We start from the raw sequence: 17198 nt of genomic DNA, 5'->3' as shown, positions 1-17198 counted from the left end.
CGACAATGTAGCGGGGCTCAAGCGTACCGCCGAAGTCGTGTCATTTCAGCAATAGGGCCAACGCCCGCTGGGATGGGTAGGGGAGCGTCGTGTGCCGGGTGAAGCAGCCGCGGAAGCGAGTTGTGGACGGTTCACGAGTGAGAATGCAGGCATGAGTAGCGATACACACGTGAGAAACGTGTGCGCCGATTGACTAAGGGTTCCTGGGTCAAGCTGATCTGCCCAGGGTAAGTCGGGACCTAAGGCGAGGCCGACAGGCGTAGTCGATGGACAACCGGTTGATATTCCGGTACCCGCTTTGAAACGCCCAATACTGAATCCTCTGATGCTAAGGCCGTGAAGCCGTCCTGGAGCCTTCGGGCAAAGGGAAGTGGTGGAGCCGCTGAACCAAGGTGGTAGTAGGTAAGCGATGGGGTGACGCAGGAAGGTAGTCCAGCCCGGGCGGTGGTTGTCCCGGGGTAAGGGTGTAGCCCGTCATCCAGGTAAATCCGGATGGCATATGGGGTGAGACCTGATGCCGAGCCGATTGTGGTGAAGTGGATGATCCTATGCTGTCGAGAAAAGCCTCTAGCGAGTTTCATGGCGGCCCGTACCCTAAACCGACTCAGGTGGTCAGGTAGAGAATACCGAGGCGTTCGGGTGAACTATGGTTAAGGAACTCGGCAAAATGCCCCCGTAACTTCGGGAGAAGGGGGGCCATTCCTGGTGATCTGTTTTACACAGTGAGCTGGGGGTGGCCGCAGAGACCAGCGAGAAGCGACTGTTTACTAAAAACACAGGTCCGTGCGAAGCCGTAAGGCGATGTATACGGACTGACGCCTGCCCGGTGCTGGAACGTTAAGGGGACCGGTTAGTGATCTTTCGGGGTTGCGAAGCTGAGAACTTAAGCGCCAGTAAACGGCGGTGGTAACTATAACCATCCTAAGGTAGCGAAATTCCTTGTCGGGTAAGTTCCGACCTGCACGAATGGCGTAACGACTTCTCGACTGTCTCAACCATAGGCCCGGTGAAATTGCACTACGAGTAAAGATGCTCGTTTCGCGCAGAAGGACGGAAAGACCCCGGGACCTTTACTACAGTTTGATATTGGTGTTCGGTTCGGCTTGTGTAGGATAGGTGGGAGACTTTGAAGCGGCCACGCCAGTGGTTGTGGAGTCGTCGTTGAAATACCACTCTGGTCGTGCTGGATGTCTAACCTCGGTCCGTGATCCGGATCAGGGACAGTGTCTGATGGGTAGTTTAACTGGGGCGGTTGCCTCCTAAAGAGTAACGGAGGCGCCCAAAGGTTCCCTCAGCCTGGTTGGCAATCAGGTGTTGAGTGTAAGTGCACAAGGGAGCTTGACTGTGAGACCGACGGGTCGAGCAGGGACGAAAGTCGGGACTAGTGATCCGGCAGTGGCTTGTGGAAGCGCTGTCGCTCAACGGATAAAAGGTACCCCGGGGATAACAGGCTGATCTTCCCCAAGAGTCCATATCGACGGGATGGTTTGGCACCTCGATGTCGGCTCGTCGCATCCTGGGGCTGGAGTCGGTCCCAAGGGTTGGGCTGTTCGCCCATTAAAGCGGTACGCGAGCTGGGTTTAGAACGTCGTGAGACAGTTCGGTCCCTATCCTCTGCGCGCGTAGGAATATTGAGAAGGGCTGTCCCTAGTACGAGAGGACCGGGACGGACGAACCTCTGGTGTGCCAGTTGTCCTGCCAAGGGCATGGCTGGTTGGCTACGTTCGGAAAGGATAACCGCTGAAAGCATCTAAGCGGGAAGCCTGCTTCGAGATGAGTATTCCCACCCCCTTTGAGGGGTTAAGGCTCCCAGTAGACGACTGGGTTGATAGGCCAGATGTGGAAGCCCGGTAACGGGTGGAGCTGACTGGTACTAATAGGCCGAGGGCTTGTCCTCAGTTGCTCGCGTCCACTGTGTTAGTTCTGAAATAACGAACGACCGTGTTGTATCCGGTGTTGGTTAATTTCATAGTGTTTCGGTGGTCATTGCGTTAGGGAAACGCCCGGTTACATTCCGAACCCGGAAGCTAAGCCTTTCAGCGCCGATGGTACTGCAGGGGGGACCCTGTGGGAGAGTAGGACGCCGCCGAACAATTTTTAGCCTCAGTCCCGGACCGTTATGGTCCGGGACTGAGGCATTTTTGCGTTCAGGGGCCGTTCAAATCCACATGCGGTTCCGTGCGTCCCTCTGGCAGGATCCCGGCATGGACGACGTCATACGCGCGGTGCGGGCCGATGAGTGGCTCAAGGTCAAGCAATTCCGGCTGGCCGCGCTGCAGGATCCCGCGGCACCCATCGCCTATCTCGAAACCTACGAGGCGGCTGTCACCCGCCCCGATTCGTTCTGGCAGGACCGGGCGGCCGGCGCATCGCACGGAGGTGCTGCCCGGCAGTTCATCGCGGAGGGCCCCGACGGGGTGTGGGCCGGCACCGTGGTGGTGTTGGTCGAACCCGCCGGGGCCGAGGGGGTCTTCGGCGACGTGAGCTCCGTACCGCAGGCCCATCTCGTCGGTGTGTACGTACGTCCGGAGTCCCGTGGTGTCGGGCTTACCCAGGAGCTCTTCCGGGCTGCCATGGAGTGGGCCTGGGCACTGGACGCACCACGCATCGAACGGGTGCGACTCTTTGTGCACCAGGCCAACAGCCGGGCGGCCGGTTTCTACCGCAAGATCGGTTTCGTGCCGACCGGTTACTCCGTCCCGGCGCCCGGTGACGAAGGGGAGCGTGAGCTGGAGCTGGCTGTCGACCGGGAGGGATGACGAGTCGTGCGGCGCATGAACAGCACGCCCAGGCCCAGCACGAGGGCTCCCGCTCCGCCCGCCCACAGCGTGGTGCTCGCGCCGCCGGCCGTCGCGCCGGCCGACCGTGCTGCCGTGGTGTGGCGGTCAGCCGCGCCGGTTGTCCCGGTGTCGTCGGCGTAGCCGCCCGCCTCGCCCTTCTTCGCATAGGCCGAGCCCGGCAGTTTGTCGCCGTACGCCCGGTGTACCCGGTGCTGGTAGGCGGAGAGCGTCGTCCCCCGTGTGCCGACGGCTCGTACGGCCTCGGCGTCCAGGGGCAGGATCCGGGTGCCCTTCGTGACGTACCAGGCGTTGATCTGCGGCTCCCGGAAGACGGTGCCTCCGGGCAGTTTCGCGCTCCCCTTCGCCGCGTACCTGGTCTCGTCGTCGCCGGTGGCGATGTTCACCACCTGCCAGGAGGAGCCCTGCGGGACGGTCCACACGGAAGCCTTCCGGCCGTCCGACGCGACCGCGGTACTCGCGAGGAAGTCCAGCCGGGCAGCGGGGGCGCCGGGCCGGCCGGTGACGAAGTCCGGGGCAAGCGTGTAGACGGGTACGGCCGCGCCCTCGATCCGCGGGGCCGGGGCAGCGGCGGCCGGCGCTGCGGCTGAGGGGCGTGCGCCGGAGCTCGCGAAGAAGCGCGCCAGTGTGTCGAGGGTGGCGGTGCTCTCCACTGTCCGCCGGGCCGCGGTGCGGTCGGCCGCTGAACCGGTGAGGCGGGTGCCGGGCCCTGTGGTGTGGTCGGCCGCGGAGGCGGTGGGTGCGAGGGTGAGCACCGCCGTGGCGGCGGCCCCGGCGAGAACGGCCCGCAGGAGGGTGCGGCGGCGGGGGGCGGGATGCGCGGGCGGGGGTGCGAGGTGGCTCTGCACGGTGGTCACGCCCCGATCCGGTAGAGCGAGTGGGTCCAGGAGAATTCGTTGTTGCTGACGTACCAGTCGTGCGACGCCCAGTTGTAGCGGTTGTCCGAGGGCCAGGGGTCACCCCAGTAGACCCAGTCGGAGGCGGTGTCGTATCCGTAGATCACGTTCATGTGCCCGCCGCCGCTCGACCACTGGATGCGGTCGGCGACCGGGCGGCCGGCGTTGATCTCGGTCTGCACGGTCGAGTACTGGAGCCAGCCGGTGACGTAGGAACCGGGGCTTATGCCGGCCCAGTCGAGCCCGTTCTGGACGTTGGCCAGGGTCGCCTGGTCGTTGGGGCAGTTGCTGTTCTGGCTGCGGCCGAAAGCCGCGTTGCAGAACTGGTTCTGGCTGTAGGTGCGGCCGTACCAGCCTGCGATGGTGTTGCCGCTGGCGGCCCAGCACCAGTTGGTCTGCTGCTGCTCCTGCATGGTGATGTTGAGACGCTTGGCGCCGGGCGCAGCCGCCGTGGTCACCGGTGCCGCTGGGCTGCTGGACGCAGGGGTGTGGGATGCGGGGGTGGCCGCCGCGGTGGCGGTGGGCAGAGCGAGCAGGGCGGCTGCCGTGCCGATGGCCGCCAGGGACAGCCGTCTTCTGTGAGTGCGCATCGCGTTCCTCCCGGGGTGGGGGTGGATTGGAGGATCGCGTCCGGACGCTGTGGTGAGCATCGGGTGTTGTTGCGTCCTGGTCAACGCGGTTGAATACGCGAGGACATGACGGTGTGAATGGCGGGTGGCCGGTTGTGAACGGGCCCCCTCGCCACCTGCGTGATCGGTTCTGCCGCTGCGCCGCGCTGTCGGCCGCCGTGAATGTTCACCGATGTACGACGGACCGGAGGGGCGCTGATGGAGCGGATCCCGGGACCGGATCCGGTGGCGGCCGGGTCCGAGCTGGCGAGGGCCCTGCACTCCGGGCCCTTCCACCTCGCGCTGCGCGCCGCCCTCGCCGTACGGGGTCTGCCCCTGCACCGGGTCCAGCACCATCTGGCGGACCGGGGCGTCAAGGTCGGTGTGACGAGCCTGAGTTACTGGCAGCAGGGGGTGCGGCGGCCGCGGCGGGCCGAGTCGCTGAGGGCGGTGGGCGCGCTGGAGGAGGTGCTGCGGCTGCCTGCCGGTTCGCTGCTGCGGCTGCTCGCGGAGGGGGACGGCGGGCAGCCGGCCGGCGGCCGGCGCGGGGCCGGTGAGCGGCCCGCCGCCCGTTCGTACCGTTCGCTGGTGGTGGGCGCGGCGGTACTGGAGGGGCTGCTCGCCGAGATGGAGAGTCCTGCGGACGGCGGCCTGCATACGGTCGGCCATCACGAGTCCGTACGGATCGGTGCCGATCGACGGCTCGTCGGCCGTTCCTCGCAGCACGTCGTCCGCGCGCACCGGGACGGGGTGGACCGCTATGTGGCCATCCACCACGGGGACCCCGGGTGCGATCCGGGCCGGGTGGCGGTCCTGGCAGGTGAGAACTGTCGTACGGGACGCGTGCGGTGGCAGCGGGAGACCGGGGTGGTCGTGGCGGAGCTGCTGTTCGACGCGCGGTTGCGGGCGGGGGACACCTATGTCTTCGGCTACGGGTTCGAGGACGGTACCGGTGGGCCGAGCAGTGAGCATGTGCGCGGGTTCAGCTTCGCCGGGGGCCTGTACGTCCTCCAGGTGCGCTTCGACGCGCAGGCGCTCCCCGTGCGCTGTCGGCGCTTCGCGCAGGCGACGGCGGCGGGGGTGCGCGGTGCCCGAAGGGATCTGACGCTCAGTGGGCTGCACCATTCCGTGCACATCGTGGAGCAGGAGGTGCGGCCGGGGCTGGTGGGGATCGACTGGGACTGGGACTGACGGGTCGTAGCGGGTCTTGTCGTGGTGTTCCGGCCGGGCGGGAGCGTTGTCCTGGGGCAGTCGTGCGGTCGTGCGGCGACTGCCGGCGGCTTCGACGCCTCCAGGACCGGAGAGCCCTCCAGGGCCGGGAGGGCTCTCCGGGCCCGGATCACCCGGCGGGAAAAGCAGTGGACGGGACGATGCCCGGACTCGTAGTTTGCAGGTGACCGTGACACCGCCCGAGGAGGTGAGACCCATGAACGCTGTATCGACGTGGGTGCTCCCTCTTTCCGTCACGGCCGGCGATTGACGCAGGTGTCGCCGGGAGCGCCTCGACAACAAGGCACTCCCGAAAGGCAACACCTGTGCATTCTCTGCAATTCACCACTGAGTCGTCCTCGCACGGCATGGTCGAACGCGACTTCACCGTGGGCGAGGTCCCCGGTGTTCTCTGGTCGCCGGCCTCCGGTTCCGGCCCCGCTCCCCTGGTCCTGATGGGCCATGGCGGTGGCGCCCACAAGAAGCACCCGGCGATGCTGGGCCGGGCGCGGCAGCTCGTGACCGGCTGCGGATTCCATGTCGCCGTCATCGACGCGCCCGGTCATGGCGACCGGCCGCGAAGCGCACGCGATGAGCAGGAGATCGCCGAGCTGCGCAAGGCGCAGGCTGCGGGCGAGCCGGAGGGCCCGATCGTCGTCCGTTACAACGCCCGCCTGGCGGAGGTCGCCGTGCCCGAGTGGCGGGCGACCCTGGACGCTCTTCAGGAACTTCCGGAGATCGGCGACGGTGGCCCGGTGGGGTACGTCGGTATCGCCCTGGGCACCGCGATCGGGGTGCCGCTGGTGGCGGCCGAGCCGAGGATCACGGCCGCGGTCTTCGGACTGATGTGGCCCGACGCCCTGGTCGGGGCGGCTGAGCAGATCAGCGTCCCGGTCGAGTTCGCCCTGCAGTGGGACAGCGAGCGCATTCCGCGCGACGCCGGCCTCGCGCTGTTCGACGCCTTCGCCTCGGAGGAGAAGACGTTGCACGCCAACGCGGGCAAGCACTTCGACTTCCCCCGGTGCGAGGCCGACAGCGCGGCCCGTTTCCTCGCCCGGCACCTCGGCGGTGCGGTCACCTCGCCGGCCTGAGGCGCGCGGTGGCGGCGTCCGGCTTGCGGGCCGGGCGCCGCTCCGGCGGCCCGGGGGTGGGAGCGCGGCGTATCCGGATGACGGATCCGCGGAGCCGGTGCACCCGCCTTGTCGTGCTCCTGGTACTGCTCGTCGCGACGGTCTCGGTCTGCGGGCCTGCCGCCGTCCGTGCCGTGCTTCTGCGGGTGGTGGTCCCGGGTCAGAAGGGGGTGGCCTCGGGCAGTTCCTGGTAGGGCCAGCGGTTGCGGGCCTGTTCGCGGGAGCGGAGCAGGGCCAGCGGGCGCAGGCCCTGCCCTTGGGCGGTGGTCAGCAGCTCCGGCAGGTACGGGAGGGGCGCCACGGCGGCGACGTCGTCGAGGACGAGCGTCATTGGTGGGTCGAGCCGACCGTCAGTTGACCGTGCGGCCAAGCGGCGGCCGTGCTCGACCACGCTGGAGGCGAGTGCGGTGAGCAATGGCATCGCGCCGGGGTGCGTGCGCGGATCCTCGATTGCTTCCCCCACCACATAGAGAGTGCCCCCCTCGTGGATGAATGATTCCAGCGTGAGGGTGTCGGTTCGGTTCGGTGTGCACGTCTCGCGGATGTGGACCGACGAGAGTGCGCCGAGCGCCCGTGCTGTCAGTTCCTGTGCCACCTCGCGGCGTTCGGGGTGGGCGGTGAGCGCCGACTCCAGCCGGCCTGCCGCGCCGGATGTCGCTCCGGTGTGGGTGCGCAGGATGCGTACGGGCTCGTGGGCCGGGCCGGCGCCCTGGGCCCATCGGTGTACCTGCCGGAACGGGCGGCCGTCCACGGCTGCCGCATGCAGCCAGCAGCGCAGCAGTGTTTCGGCGGTGTCGGCCACGGCCGCGTCGATACGGGCGGCCGGGCGTACCGGTGCGAGCAGCGCGATGGCCCGGGCTGCCGCGGTGGCGTCGTCCTCGCAGCCGCTGGTGGGGGACCAGTGGAGGCGGGCGGGGGTGTCGCAGAGGTGGCCGGGGTCGTAGACGAGTACGGGGCCGAGCTTGGCCCGGGCGTCCTTCGTCTGCGACCAGACCGCGGGGGACGAGGTGATGACGAGAGCGGGGCCGGCCGCGTCGCTCACGGCCTGGACGGCGGCGGGCACGCGTGTCGCCGCTGGTCCGAACCGGACCACGGGTGCCGGGAGGAGAGCTTCGGCTGGTGCCGGGAGGGGGGCGATCGGGTCGGCAGCGATGGGCTCGGCCGGGGCCGGGGCCGGGGCAGGGGGGACCGCGGCGGCTGCGATCGGGCCGGGCGCTGCGGGTGAGTCGGCCGGTGCGGGCGCTGCGGGCGAGGGGGCCGGGATCGGGATCGCGGCCGGGGCTGGTCCCGTGGGCCGGTCGGCGGGGTCCGCGGGGGTGGCTCCGTAGCCGGCCGTGGCTGTCCGCCGGGCGTTCCGTACCGCGCGCCAGCGGGTCACCGTGCCCAGGACGAAGACGGTCAGCACCAGCAGGACCAGTACCTCGCTGATGAGCAGGCCCCAGAACAGTCCGTACCCCGGGAGCTGTGCCGGTGGGGTGTCCGCCCAGGCGGCGGCGAGGTCGTTCGGGGACGAGACCAGCTGCCGGATGGCCACCGGGGTGTGCGGGACGGTCACGGCGTCCGGCCAGGCCCCGTGGGCGAAGAGCGCGGCGAGGCCGGTTGCCAGCCAGACCAGGAGGGTCAGGCCCAGCAGGAAGACGATCAGCGCGATGAGCAGCCCGTCCGGGATTCCGCGCGCGTGCGGCCGGGACGGCTGCTGGTGCGGCGGGTGGTGCCGGGTGTGCTGTTCGTGGGGCTGGGGGAGCCCGTGGTGCTGGGCATCGCTCATTTCAGGCCACCGTCGACTCTGAGGACTCGTTCAGCTGCCGCTCGATCCTGGCTGCCCGTTCCTCCGCCTCCGTCTCCAGCTGGAGGGCCAGCGCGTCGTCGGCATCCGGGGTGGACGACTCGGTCATCGCGCGGTCGGTGAAGACCAGTGGGCGTTCGGCTTCGGTGATCAGGTGCTTGACGACCTGGACATTGCCGTTGACGTCCCAGACCGCGATGCCAGGGGTGAGGGTGGGGATGATCTCGACCGCCCAGCGGGGCAGGCCCAGGACGCGGCCCGTGGCGCGGGCCTCGTCGGCTTTCTGTGCGTAGATCGTCCGGGTCGATGCCATTTTCAGGATGGCCGCCGCTTCCCTTGCCGCGGCGCCGTCCACCACGTCCGAGAGGTGGTGGACCACCGCGACGAACGACAGGCCGAGCCGTCGGCCGAACTTCAGCAGGCGCTGGAAGAGCTGAGCGACGAACGGGCTGTTGATGATGTGCCAGGCCTCTTCGACCAGGAAGATGCGCTTCTTGCGGTCGGGGCGGATCCAGGTGTGTTCCAGCCAGACACCGACGATCGCCATCAGGATGGGCATGGCGATGGAGTTGCGGTCGATGTGTGACAGGTCGAAGACGATGAGCGGGGCGTCCAGGTCGATGCCGACGGAGGTGGGGCCGTCGAACATGCCCCGCAGGTCGCCGTCGACCAGGCGGTCCAGGACGAGGGCGACGTCCAGGCCCCAGGCCCGTACGTCGTCCGTACCGACGTTCATCGCCTCCGCCGACTCCGGCTCGGGGTGCCGGAGCTGTTCGACGATGTCGGTGAGGACCGGCTGGCGGTCGGTGATCGTTTCGTTGACGTAGGCGTGCGCCACCTTGAGGGCGAAGCCCGAGCGTTCGTCCAGGCCGTGGCCCATGGCGACTTCGATGATGGTGCGGAGCAGGGCCAGCTGGCCCGTGGTGGCGATGGCCGGATCCAGCGGGTTGAGCCGGATGCCGTGGTCGAGCGCTGCCATCGCGTCCAGGCGGATGGGGGTTATACCCAGCTGCTGGGCGATGAGGGCCCATTCGCCTGCGCCGTCCTCGCCCTGGGCGTCGAGGACCACCACTTGGCGGTCCTTGAACCGCAGCTGGCGCAGGACGTAGGTCTTCTCCAGCGAGGACTTGCCGTTTCCGGACTCGCCGAGCACCAGCCAGTGAGGTGCGGGGAGCTGCTGTCCGTACAGCTGGAAGGGGTCGTAGATGTACCCCTTGCCGGAGTAGACCTCGCGGCCGATGATCACGCCGGAGTCGCCGAGCCCGGGGGCGGCGGTCGGCAGGTAGACCGCCTGGGCCTGGCCCGTGGACGTACGGACGGGGAGGCGCGTCGTCTCGACCTTGCCGAAGAGGAACGCGGAGAAGGCGTCGGTGACGGCTGACATCGGATCTCGCATCACAGGTCCCCTATCGGCGGATGCCGGTCGCGAACGGCAGCGTATTCACAAAGGCACGGTGGTGCTCGCGGTCACACCATTCGAGCTTGAGATACGACTTGCCGGCCGATGCGCGGATGGTCCGCTTGTCGCGGGCCAGAGCTTCGGGTGAGCGGGACGAGACGGTGATGTACCCGACCAGGTTGACGCCGGCCGCCCCGCTCGCGAGGTCCTCGCCGCGCTGGTCGAGGCGGCCGTGGGTGGCGACGTCGCGCGGGTCGACGGTCCGGTTCATCTTGGCGGCCCGGGAGGCCTCGGCCTCGTCGTTGGTCTTCTCGGTGAGCATGCGCTCGATGGCGACCTCGGTCGGTTCGAGGTCCATGCAGACCGCGACCGTACGGATCACGTCCGGGGTGTGGACGAGCAGCGGGGCGAGGAAGTTGACCCCGACGGGGGTCATCGGCCACTCCTTCACCCAGGCGGTGGCGTGGCACCAGGGCGCGCGGGTGGAGGACTCGCGGGTCTTCGCCTGCAGGTAGGTGGGCTCCACGGCGTCGAGCTCGGCCGGCCAGGCGTTGCGCTTCGTCATCGCCTGGATGTGGTCGATGGGGTGGTCCGGGTCGTACATGGAGTGCACGAGCGAGGAGAGCCGTCCCTGGCCGAGGGGCTGGCGCACCCGGATGTCGGCCTCGGCGAGGCGGGCGCAGATGTCGGTGAGCTCGCGGGCCATGACGACCGCGAGGCCGGCGTCCCTGTCGAGCTTGCGGCCCCCGGCGGGCCGGGCGGCCCGCGCCATGGCGTTTGCTTCGGACGCCAGTTCGCGGGTGAAGTGCATACAGGCCACCAGGTACGCGCGGTGCTGCTCGCTGGAGGTGGAGACCATGGAGGCGAGCTGGTCGTACGAGTCCTGCAGCCAGCCGGGCGCACGGGGGTCGCCGCGCTGGGCGACGTCCTTGGCGTGCGCGTCCGGGTCGGCGGGGAGGGTGCGGGCGAGGATCTGCAGGCGGGTGACGAATCCGTCGCCGTTGGCCACGTGCTTGAGCAGTGTGCCGAACCGGTCCACCAGGGCTTCCTGGTCCTCCGAGTCGCGCAGCCCCACGCCGGGGCCTTCGATCTCGATGGCGGCGGTGACGGTGCGCCGGTCGGCGTGGAGGAGTACGGCGATCTCGTCGGGGCCGAAGGGGGCCGCCAGCCAGTTGATACGGCCGATGCCCGGGGGCGGGCCGATCTCGACCTCGCGGCCGTCGAGTGCGACGCCCGCCTCCATGGTGGGGGAGCGGTAGGCGGTGCCGCGGCGCAGGGAGCGCTTGTAACTGCGGTTGATCTCGAACCACTTGTAGAACGTGCGGTGCTTGTACGGGACGTATACCGCGGCGAGTGCCAGCATGGGGAAGCCGGTCAGCGTCACGATGCGCAGGGGCAGGACGGGGACGAGGAGCCCGCACATCATGCCGATGAAGGCGCCCGCGATGATCAGTGCGATCTCGCCCGTCTCGCGGTTCTTGCCGACGATCGCCGATGGCCGGGCGCGGCCGATCAGATACGTGCGGCGGGGCGCGAGCGGCTGGGACTGGGTCGTCAACGCCCTCCTCCTCCTGTGCCGTTGTTACGTGTGCTGTGGGTTCCGGAGCTGCTCGGCTTGGTCTGGGCAGGGGACGCGGCGTTGGGGATCTTTCCGCCGGTCCCGCCGCCGCCCTGGCCGCTCTGTCCGCCGGAGCCGCCGCGGCTGCTGTGTGCTGCCACGCCTCCGGAGATCGGGTTGGCGGGGCGCCCGCCGCCCCCGCCGCCGCTTCCGCTCTCGTTCCCGCCCCCACCGCGGCTGCTGTGGGTCTTGATGCCCTGGGACACGAGGGCCGCGGGTGAGCTGATCATGGCGGCGGCCTGGGAGCCGTCGGTGGCGGACTTGCGGTTGGTGCGTGAGGCGGCGACCTCGTCGCCGAAGCCGGGGACGAAGCGGTAGATCATGCCGCTGGCGAAGATGGCGAGCAGGATGATCGCCAGTCCGGAGACGACGGCGGAGAAGGAGTCGGGGCCCTTGCCGGACGAGAGGGCGCCGGCGAGGCCGAGCACGATCACGATGACGGGCTTGACCATGATCACCGCGATCATGATGCCGGCCCAGCGGCGGACGTGCCCCCACATGTTCTTGTCGACGAGGCCCGCGTAGACGACGGTGCCGAGGAGCGCGCCTGCGTAGAGGAGGGCGGCCCGGATGACCAGTTCGAGCCAGAGCACCCCTGCGGCGAGGATCGACACCAGGGAGGTGACGATCAGCATGATCGGGCCGCCGCCGATGTCGGAGCCCTTCTTGAGCGCCTCGGCGAAGGCTCCGAAGAAGACGTCGTTCTTCCCGCCGGTGGCGGACGCGATGACCTCGGTGACGCTGTCGGTCGCCGAGACCAGGGTGTAGAGGATCAGCGGGGTGAAGGCGGAGGCGATGACCGTCAGCCAGAGGAACCCGATGGCCTCGGAGAGCGCGGTGGTGAGCGGGACGCCGCGGACGGCGCGCTTGGCCACGGCGAGGAGCCAGAGGACCAGCGTGAGGATCGTGGACGCGGCGAAGACGACGGCGTACTGGCGGAGGAACGAGCTGTTGGTGAAGTCGACGTTGGCGGTGCTCTTCACCGCGTCGGAGAGCTTGCCGACGATCCAGGCGGCGGCGTCGGCGCAGCCCTTGGCGAGGGAGGAGAGGGGGTCCAGGGAGTCGGCAGGGGGGGTGTTGCTGGTGCTGGAGCCGGGGTCGCCTTCGCAGAGGTCCCGGGCGCGGCCGATGATGAGGTCGCAGTTGTCCTTGCCCGTCGAGGACGGCGAGGGAGTCGGTGACGGGGCGGCGAAGGCGCGTGCCGAGAGCAGCACCGCCGCCGTCTGTACGGCGGTGAGGGCTCCCGCCACGGTGAGCGCGCGGCGTGGTTCAGCGAGCATAGGTAAACCCTCCGTACTGCTCGACTGCCTTGGCGATCTCGTCAGCTGTGGAGGCCTTGCTGTCGGTGTTGACCGGCGCCGGGCCATCCTTCTGGGAGAAGCTCTGGACCTTCCAGTCGTCGTTCACCCACTGGAGCTTGAGCGTCATGGTGAACCAGTCGTTGGTCACCGGGCTGGTCGAACCGACGCCGGCTGTGCCGAACACCCCCGTGCACCAGACCTCGACGGTCGCGGTGTCGCCGGACTGCTGGGTGACCTTGGTGCCGACGGGCGCGGTGCGTGAGACATAGGTCAGTCCCTTGCCGGCGTTGCCGTTGGCATCGAGGCCGATCTTTCCCAGGAACTGCTTGTCGTAGGCCTTGTCGAGCTTGCTGTTGAACGCATCCACCTGATCGGGCACGAACACCCTGTTCACGATGTCCCCACGGCGGGCGGGCTTCAGGATGTCGGCGGAGACCAGCGCCACCGCGTAGTTCGCCCCGGCGCTCTCCGCCCCCTGCCCCGTGTGTGCGAAGCCGGAGGCGATGCCGTTGGTGCCACCCGTGACCGGTTTGACGCCGGAGGGCGCTGTGGCGTTCGAGCCGGGCTTCGTGGCGCTGTTGCTGCTGGTCGTCGAGTCGCCGCTGCTGCCGTCGCCGGTGCCGCTGCCGTTGCCGCGGTTGGCGAAGGCGATGGCGGCGATGAGCAGCACCACGACGCCCACGACCGTGACGAGGGAGCGCGAGGCGCGCAGGGGGCGTCTGGCGCCCCCGTACGGGTCGCCCTCGCCCTCGGGCAGGCGCGTTCGGGTCTGCCCCGAGCCGCCCATGCCGTCGGACCGGCCCGCGTCGCGCTCGTAGTCGTTCTCGTCTCCGGGACTCATGCCGCGGACGCCCCCTCAACCGTTTGCCGTGGTGTGCAGTACGACGGTAACTGTGCTGGCTCCCGCGCGGGCGGGCTGTGGTGACTCGACATCAGCGATGCGCAACCTCTGGGTGTGCCGGGCACGCCCGGGGACAGCGGGACGGGTGATGCAGGGTCAGACGGCCATCCCGTAAACAATGGTGAAGACGGTTCCCAGGGAGCCGATGATGAAGACGCCGGTGAGTCCGGCGACGATCAGGCCCTTGCCCTGTTCCGCGCTGAAGGTGTCCCGCAGTGCGGTGGCGCCGATACGCTGCTTGGCCGCACCCCAGATCGCGATGCCGAGGCAGAGGAGAATGGCGACAGCCATCACCACCTCGACCATGATCCGTGCCTCGTTGCCGAGGCTGCCGAACGGCCCCCAGTTGGGGGCGATTCCGCCGATGATGGTGCTGATGTCGCCCTTGTCGGCTGCCAGGTTCATGTAACTCACCGCCCCTATCGGGTAGTTCGTGCCCATGCTCCACTGCATGGGTCACGCCCTATCTTCGCTGATGAAACTGCCCCCGTGTGTATCCCGGCGGCTGTCTTTACCCGCATGCCCGCGCATTTGTCCGAACATGATGCTCTGACCTGCGACGCGGACTCGTGTTCGGTCGAACACGCATGGTTACTCTGTGTATCACGGGGGGTGACGCCGGGCAATGATGCGGCTGTCAGGGAAGAGGAGCCGTCCCGTCCGCCACCGCCGGGCGGCGGCCCCGCGGCCCTCTCCCGGTGCTGTTCTTCGGCCGTGCGGGTGCAGGCTCCCCGGCCGGGCCGTGTGCCTCGCACTGTGCCGTACGGGGGTGTGCTGAGGTGCCCGCGGGGCTGCCACCTCTGACCGGTCCGGCGGCCCTGTCACCGCGAGACTCGGAGGACATCCCATGGCTGAGCAGTCCCGGCGCACCTTCCTCAGGCAGGTTTCCGCGGGCGGAGCGGTGGCGGGCGCCGCCGCCCTGGTTCCCGCGCTGCTGAGCGGCGTGGACGGGGCCGCGTCCGCCCGGCCCGCGCGCTCTGCCTGGCCTGCCGGGGCCGCCGGGGCCGCCGGGGCCGCCGGACCTGCGGCCCACCGGATCGCCGCTCCCGGCGTGCGGTACGCGCTCCGGGTCAACATGCCTGCGGGTACGGTGCGCCAACTGACCGCCGCCGGCCGCCGGCTGATGGTTTTCAAGGCCGTGCAGAGTGAGCAGAACACCGGGGGGCTGCCCGTGCTGTGGGCGTCCACCGATACGTACACCACCAGGACCGAGCTGGCCTGGACCGAGCGGTACTACGCCTTCGTCACGGCCCGCGAGACCCCGGTCGGGGCGCGGCTCGGCGGCGTGGAGTTCATCCCGGTGTCGCCGGGCCAGACGTTCGACGTCGGCCCCGGCGCCCGCGGCACCGTCATCGCCGGGGGCACGCCCGGGGCGATCACCATTTCGGACACCACCGCCGCACCGCTCTCCTGCGGCCTGGCGCAGCCCGGGCCGCACGGCGGTCTGCCCGTCCCGGTCTGTTCGCTCCCGCTGGCCGGGCAGGGGCAGAACGTCGTCTTCCCGCTGGGCCAGGTGGTGCTGGCCTTCGCGACCGACCGGTCGGAGCCGGGGTCGGTGATGGAGACGGCGCCGGGGCCCGCCGTCCAGATCGATCTGGACCGGATGAACTCGGCCGACCTGTCGTACGACGTCGAATCGGGCTGGTCCTGGGACGGTGACTTCGCCGCGGTGGTGCCGGGCGGCGGGTTCGTCGGCGCGCTCGTCCATCCGGCCCCCGGATTCCGGCTGGGCGGTACGGGCAGCGGCAGGCAGGTCGGTTCCATCACGGTCCGGACCGTGCGGAAGCCTGCCCGCGGGCTGGGTGGGGCGCCGGACTCCACCGCAGGGGACGTCGTGCCCGGCCCGCCGGCCGGTGCCGCGAGGACCGGCACCGAGACCGGTACGACGCTCACGTGCTCGCTGGAGCCGCACGGACACGTCGTCCTGCACGGGACGTACCTCGTCGAGTACCGGCGGCCCGGCCGTACGGCCGACGAGCGGGCGCTCGTGCGGTGCACGTCCGCGCCGGCCGTGCGCGGCGGTGCGTACACCTTCAGGAAGCTGCGGAAGGACGGCGCGGGCGGCCGGTGACGGGCTGCCCGCGCGGGCCGGCCTCCGCTGTCCGCGACGGGGCCCGAGTGCTGCCGGCTCCCCCGTGCGTATACGCCCCCTGGGGGACCGGCGGCTACGTCACGTTGACGTGGCCGGGCGGCGTCGAGAACCATCCCGTGCGGGGGCGCGCCGGGGGCGGCATCCCCGTCACGGGGGACACCGGCGACGGAGCAGTCGTCTCCTATCACATCAAACCGACACCAACGGACTACGCCGGCATCAGCTGTTCGGGCTTCCGGGCAAAGTAGGCGGTGAACTAGAGCCGAATGGGGGAGGGTTGGGGGATGCGCAAAGCCTTGGTGATGAGCGGGATCGGTTTCGGGGCGAGCCTGGGCTTCGTCGGCCTGCTCGTCGTCGGCACGTACTCCGCTGCGGCCGGGATCAGCACCACCGGTGCCGGCGTCGCGCTGGCCAAGGGCGCCGTGCCGGCCGCCTATCAGGCGACCGTGCAGAAGTGGGGCAATCTCTGTCCCGCGCTCAACCCGGCCCTGCTGGCAGCGCAGTTGTACCAGGAGAGCGGCTGGAACCCGACGGCCAAGAGCCCGGCGAACGCGCTGGGAATGGCCCAGTTCATTCCCGGCACCTGGGCGACGCACGGCGTCGACGGGAACGGCGACGGCAAGAAGGATGTCTGGGATCCGGCCGACGCGATTCCGTCAGCCGCGTCCTACGACTGCGAACTGGCCAAATATGTCAAGAACGTGCCGGGCGATCAGAGCGACAACATGCTCGCCGCGTACAACGCCGGCTCGTACGCGGTCATCCAGCACGGCGGTGTCCCGCCGTACCGCGAGACCCAGAACTACGTGAAGGTCATCCGCACCCTGGAGAAGAGTTTCGCCAGGCCGGTCGGTGGGGTGGCTCCCTCGCAGCAGGCCGCAGCCGCGATCTACTACGCGCAGCAGAAGCTCGGTACCCCCTATCTCTGGGGCGGGACGGGAACCGCAGGTCAGGGTGGGCGTTTCGACTGTTCGGGGCTGACGCAGGCGGCGTATCACAGCGTCGGGATCACACTGCCGCGCGTGGCCAACGACCAGTACAACGCGGGGGCGCACCCGTCGCGGGACCAGCTGCTGCCGGGGGATCTGGTGTTCTTCTCGAACGACCTCTCCAACTCGCGCGCCATTCACCATGTGGGGCTGTACGTGGGCGGCGGTTACATGATCGACGCGCCGTACACCGGGTCGGTGATCCGCTTCGACAAGATTGATTCGCCGGATTACTTCGGGGCCACCCGCGTCACACAGGATGGCGCGAAAGCACTCCCGAATAACGCATCGAAAGCCTGAAAACACTGCGTCGCCTGGCTGGAACCGGCTGTGACGCCATCCCCTCTGAGCTGCGACGATGAGTCACTCTTCGATAACGTCCTGGTGATCTTTCGGTGGAGAGCGGAACGACATGGGCGCGCCGGGCGTTTCCTTGTCCGGGATACCAACAAGAGTGCGCACTGACCGCGG

At 69.1% G+C, this 17198-nt stretch carries 13 protein-coding genes and 2 rRNA genes (1 of these 15 only partly in view); 7 read left to right on the top strand and 8 right to left on the bottom strand.

Going from position 1 to position 17198, the window contains the following annotated elements:
* From OG917_RS16265 to OG917_RS16255, 3 genes are all read left to right on the top strand, one after another.
* Nucleotides 1-1897: ribosomal RNA gene (locus OG917_RS16265) — 23S ribosomal RNA — on the top strand (it extends 1227 nt beyond the left edge of the window).
* A 78-nt stretch (nt 1898-1975) separates the two neighbouring features.
* A 5S ribosomal RNA gene (gene rrf, locus OG917_RS16260) occupies nt 1976-2092 on the top strand.
* Between the two features lie 112 nt (nt 2093-2204).
* A complete protein-coding gene (locus OG917_RS16255) occupies nt 2205-2759 on the top strand; it encodes a GNAT family N-acetyltransferase (protein WP_328318323.1) in 555 nt (184 codons plus the stop codon).
* On the opposite strand, the gene OG917_RS16250 is transcribed toward OG917_RS16255, so the two are convergent.
* Entirely contained in the window at nt 2690-3589 is a 900-nt protein-coding gene (locus OG917_RS16250) for a hypothetical protein (RefSeq protein WP_328321940.1), read from the bottom strand. The two genes, OG917_RS16255 and OG917_RS16250, sit on opposite strands and share 70 nt — an antisense overlap.
* A 62-nt stretch (nt 3590-3651) precedes the next feature.
* Nucleotides 3652-4284: a papain-like cysteine protease family protein gene (locus tag OG917_RS16245; protein ID WP_328318322.1), complete on the bottom strand. Its 633-nt coding sequence runs from the start codon at nt 4282-4284 to the stop codon at nt 3652-3654.
* A gap of 237 nt (nt 4285-4521) precedes the next feature.
* Between OG917_RS16245 and OG917_RS16240 the strand changes: the two genes are divergently transcribed.
* Both OG917_RS16240 and OG917_RS16235 read left to right on the top strand, forming a co-directional pair.
* Complete coding sequence (locus tag OG917_RS16240) at nt 4522-5493, top strand: hypothetical protein (protein ID WP_328318321.1); 972 nt, start codon at nt 4522-4524, stop codon at nt 5491-5493.
* A gap of 344 nt (nt 5494-5837) precedes the next feature.
* Nucleotides 5838-6602 carry an alpha/beta hydrolase gene (locus tag OG917_RS16235; RefSeq protein WP_328318320.1) on the top strand — a complete coding sequence of 255 codons (765 nt, stop codon included), beginning with the start codon at nt 5838-5840 and terminating at the stop codon, nt 6600-6602.
* 199 nt (nt 6603-6801) lie between these two features.
* Here the strand turns inward: OG917_RS16235 and OG917_RS16230 are convergent, their stop codons facing one another.
* The 6 genes from OG917_RS16230 to OG917_RS16205 all read right to left on the bottom strand — a co-directional run bounded on the left by OG917_RS16230 (nt 6802) and on the right by OG917_RS16205 (nt 14051).
* The gene (locus OG917_RS16230; RefSeq protein WP_328318319.1) at nt 6802-8409 is read right to left on the bottom strand and encodes a type IV secretory system conjugative DNA transfer family protein; all 1608 of its coding nucleotides are present in this window, start codon (nt 8407-8409) and stop codon (nt 6802-6804) included.
* A gap of 1 nt (nt 8410) precedes the next feature.
* A complete protein-coding gene (locus OG917_RS16225; protein WP_328318318.1) occupies nt 8411-9823 on the bottom strand; it encodes an ATP-binding protein in 1413 nt (470 codons plus the stop codon).
* Between the two features lie 10 nt (nt 9824-9833).
* The gene (locus OG917_RS16220) at nt 9834-11384 is read right to left on the bottom strand and encodes an SCO6880 family protein (RefSeq protein WP_328318317.1); all 1551 of its coding nucleotides are present in this window, start codon (nt 11382-11384) and stop codon (nt 9834-9836) included.
* The gene (locus tag OG917_RS16215; protein WP_328318316.1) at nt 11381-12724 is read right to left on the bottom strand and encodes a hypothetical protein; all 1344 of its coding nucleotides are present in this window, start codon (nt 12722-12724) and stop codon (nt 11381-11383) included. The genes OG917_RS16220 and OG917_RS16215 overlap by 4 nt, the downstream gene beginning before the upstream one ends.
* On the bottom strand, nt 12714-13586 hold the full coding sequence (locus tag OG917_RS16210; RefSeq protein WP_328318315.1) for a hypothetical protein: 873 nt from the start codon (nt 13584-13586) through the stop codon (nt 12714-12716). Before OG917_RS16210 ends, OG917_RS16215 begins: the two co-directional genes overlap by 11 nt.
* Nucleotides 13587-13742: 156 nt before the next feature.
* Nucleotides 13743-14051, bottom strand: coding sequence for a hypothetical protein (locus OG917_RS16205; protein WP_164265700.1), 309 nt, complete (start codon nt 14049-14051; stop codon nt 13743-13745).
* A 442-nt stretch (nt 14052-14493) separates the two neighbouring features.
* Between OG917_RS16205 and OG917_RS16200 the strand changes: the two genes are divergently transcribed.
* Nucleotides 14494-15717, top strand: a complete 1224-nt coding sequence (locus tag OG917_RS16200; RefSeq protein ID WP_328318314.1) for a twin-arginine translocation signal domain-containing protein — start codon at nt 14494-14496, stop codon at nt 15715-15717.
* A 305-nt stretch (nt 15718-16022) separates the two neighbouring features.
* Nucleotides 16023-17027, top strand: a complete 1005-nt coding sequence (locus tag OG917_RS16195) for a C40 family peptidase (protein ID WP_328318313.1) — start codon at nt 16023-16025, stop codon at nt 17025-17027.
* Nucleotides 17028-17198: the final 171 nt, after the last annotated feature.

The sequence above is a fragment of the Streptomyces sp. NBC_00388 genome (genome assembly GCF_036061255.1).
Classification (GTDB): domain Bacteria; phylum Actinomycetota; class Actinomycetes; order Streptomycetales; family Streptomycetaceae; genus Streptomyces.
Note: the sequence above shows the minus strand (reverse complement) of the source record. Positions and strands in the feature narration are given on the sequence as shown.

Bases quoted from the DNA above. Each gene is read 5' to 3' on its own strand.
- OG917_RS16255 (WP_328318323.1), top strand. From the start codon at position 2,205: ATGGACGACGTCATACGCGCGGTGCGGGCCGATGAGTGGCTCAAGGTC.
- OG917_RS16245 (WP_328318322.1), bottom strand. From the start codon at position 4,284: ATGCGCACTCACAGAAGACGGCTGTCCCTGGCGGCCATCGGCACGGCA.
- OG917_RS16240 (WP_328318321.1), top strand. From the start codon at position 4,522: ATGGAGCGGATCCCGGGACCGGATCCGGTGGCGGCCGGGTCCGAGCTG.
- OG917_RS16230 (WP_328318319.1), bottom strand. From the start codon at position 8,409: ATGAGCGATGCCCAGCACCACGGGCTCCCCCAGCCCCACGAACAGCAC.
- OG917_RS16225 (WP_328318318.1), bottom strand. From the start codon at position 9,823: ATGCGAGATCCGATGTCAGCCGTCACCGACGCCTTCTCCGCGTTCCTC.
- OG917_RS16215 (WP_328318316.1), bottom strand. From the start codon at position 12,724: ATGCTCGCTGAACCACGCCGCGCGCTCACCGTGGCGGGAGCCCTCACC.
- OG917_RS16210 (WP_328318315.1), bottom strand. From the start codon at position 13,586: ATGAGTCCCGGAGACGAGAACGACTACGAGCGCGACGCGGGCCGGTCC.
- OG917_RS16205 (WP_164265700.1), bottom strand. From the start codon at position 14,051: ATGAACCTGGCAGCCGACAAGGGCGACATCAGCACCATCATCGGCGGA.
- OG917_RS16200 (WP_328318314.1), top strand. From the start codon at position 14,494: ATGGCTGAGCAGTCCCGGCGCACCTTCCTCAGGCAGGTTTCCGCGGGC.
- OG917_RS16195 (WP_328318313.1), top strand. From the start codon at position 16,023: ATGCGCAAAGCCTTGGTGATGAGCGGGATCGGTTTCGGGGCGAGCCTG.